The sequence below is a fragment of the Actibacterium sp. genome (assembly GCF_041584535.1).
Classification (GTDB): Bacteria; Pseudomonadota; Alphaproteobacteria; order Rhodobacterales; family Rhodobacteraceae; genus Actibacterium_D.
On the sequence record NZ_JBFHDW010000404.1, the window covers coordinates 1 to 1,823 of the forward strand.

1 protein-coding gene and 1 pseudogene are annotated in these 1,823 nt (G+C 66.2%); both read right to left on the minus strand.

Going from position 1 to position 1,823, the window contains the following annotated elements:
• Positions 1 to 753, minus strand: a pseudogene (locus ABYW26_RS14150) (hypothetical protein); the annotation flags it as partial.
• A partial coding sequence (locus ABYW26_RS14155) for a hypothetical protein (protein ID WP_372605558.1) occupies positions 746 to 1,823 on the minus strand: 1,078 nt, incomplete at its 5' end. The gene ABYW26_RS14155 and the pseudogene ABYW26_RS14150, both read right to left, overlap by 8 nt.

A 1,823-nucleotide genomic window follows, 5' to 3' on the forward strand; every position in this document is an offset into this window, starting at 1 on the left:
GATAAAGCTGTCATCACCGGCACCGGCACCGGTGACCTGAACGCCAATCCGCACCCGGCCTGCGGGATAGATGCGTTGCAGGACGAACTTGCCTGCGGGGTCGGGGCGCAGGGTTTCGCCCAGCGTATAGACCAGCGCGCCATCGCGAACATTGGTGCCGCTGACCGTCACAGCGCCGCCATGAACACGGATGCGGCGGCGGGCGGTTTGGTCCAGACCGGCCTCGGCGAAATCGCCCAGATCGGCGGCCCCGATCCCGGCGCTCAGCGGCAGGGGGCGGGTCTCGTCAAACCGTCCGGAGGCGTCATAGACCCGGTGATACAGCACCAGATCATCCTGCGGCATCGGAATGCGGGCCGAGCCGTTCGGCGCGACCGGGATGACCGCGACCGTCTTCGGCGGCTGGCCGGGCTGTTCGTGCACCAGCCGGAATTCGGCGCGGGTGACGAAATAGGGATAGTTCAGCGCGCTTTGCAGTCGCAGACCGTCACCGTCGCGCTGAACGACCGCCGCCAGCCGGGGCGTGATGTTCAGCCCGTCAAATCGCACCTGTAAATCGGCTTTGGCAAGCGCGCGGTCGGCTTTGGCGGCTTGGGTCACCGGGGTCTTGGCGCCGGAAATCACCGTGCCATCGACCAGAATGCTGAACCCCGGAGTGTTCTGCGCCGCGCCCGGCACCGCGCAGGCGACCGAGGCGCTGAGGCCAGCCAGCCCCAACCGGGTCAGGAACGAGGTTTTCTGCCAGTTACTCATTGGCGCCGCCCTTCCTGAGGGTTTTCTCAATTTCCAGACGACGGCCGCCAACGGCGCTGAGACGGTCGCGCAGCGCGGTTTCGACAGCGTCAAGGCGGGCGCGGGCAAGGGCGCGGTCCTCGGCGTCGGACAGGGTATAGGTCAGGCTGATCCGGTCGGGCGTGCTGGTCAGATGCGCGGCCAGCGCGGTCAGGCCATCCTCCAGCTCGGGGCTGAAGCCGGTGCCCTGATCGGTGAACGCCTGTGCCGACAACAGGATTTCCACCCCATCGGCCAGCGCCGCGCCAAAGTTCAGCTTGGCCATCTTACCCGCGGTCAGGCGCACCACGCGCGGGTTCTCGGTGGTGACGCGATAGCCGGTCGGCAGGCTGCGGGTGTCCAGTTTCAGCATATAGTTGCTGCCGATGTCGCGGGGCAGGGCAGCGCAGGGGACGCTATAGCGGCCAAAGGCGTCAGTGGTGACGATGCGCCCGTTCGGCGCCACAAGGCGCACGCCGGGCAGGCCGGGCTCGGTCTGGTCGCCGGTCGGCGCATCAAGATAGCCGTTGCGGTTCTTGTCGTCGAACACCCGGCCGATCACATCCGAACAATCGAACACATGCTCGGGCATGATCTTGACCGAGGCCGTGGCCCGGTTCGACAGGGTGCGGCCATAGCTGTTGTCGATCCACGCGGTGTTGATCTGCGGCCCGAAGGTGCCGGTGCCGGTGACACGGGCGCTATAGGTCAGGGTGACCGTCGCGCCGGGGTCTACATCGGCCAGCCAGGTATAGGTGTTACCTGCGATCACCGGCTCTTGGGCGATGCCATCGACGCGGGCGGTGCCGGGGGTATAGCGGATCGCGCCGGGCATGACGTCGATCAGCCGCGCATCGGCAAAGGTAAAGCCCGAGCTGTTGGTATAGGTGACGGTGTAATTCACGGTCTCACCGGCAACGGCGGTGGCACGGTCGGCGGTTTTCTCGGCGACGATGTCGGTCTGGTCGGCGCAATTGGCCAGCGGGATGTTGTTGTTCAGAACGAACGGATCGCCGGCCTGGAATTCGAAGGTGGTATAGAACGGGTTCGCC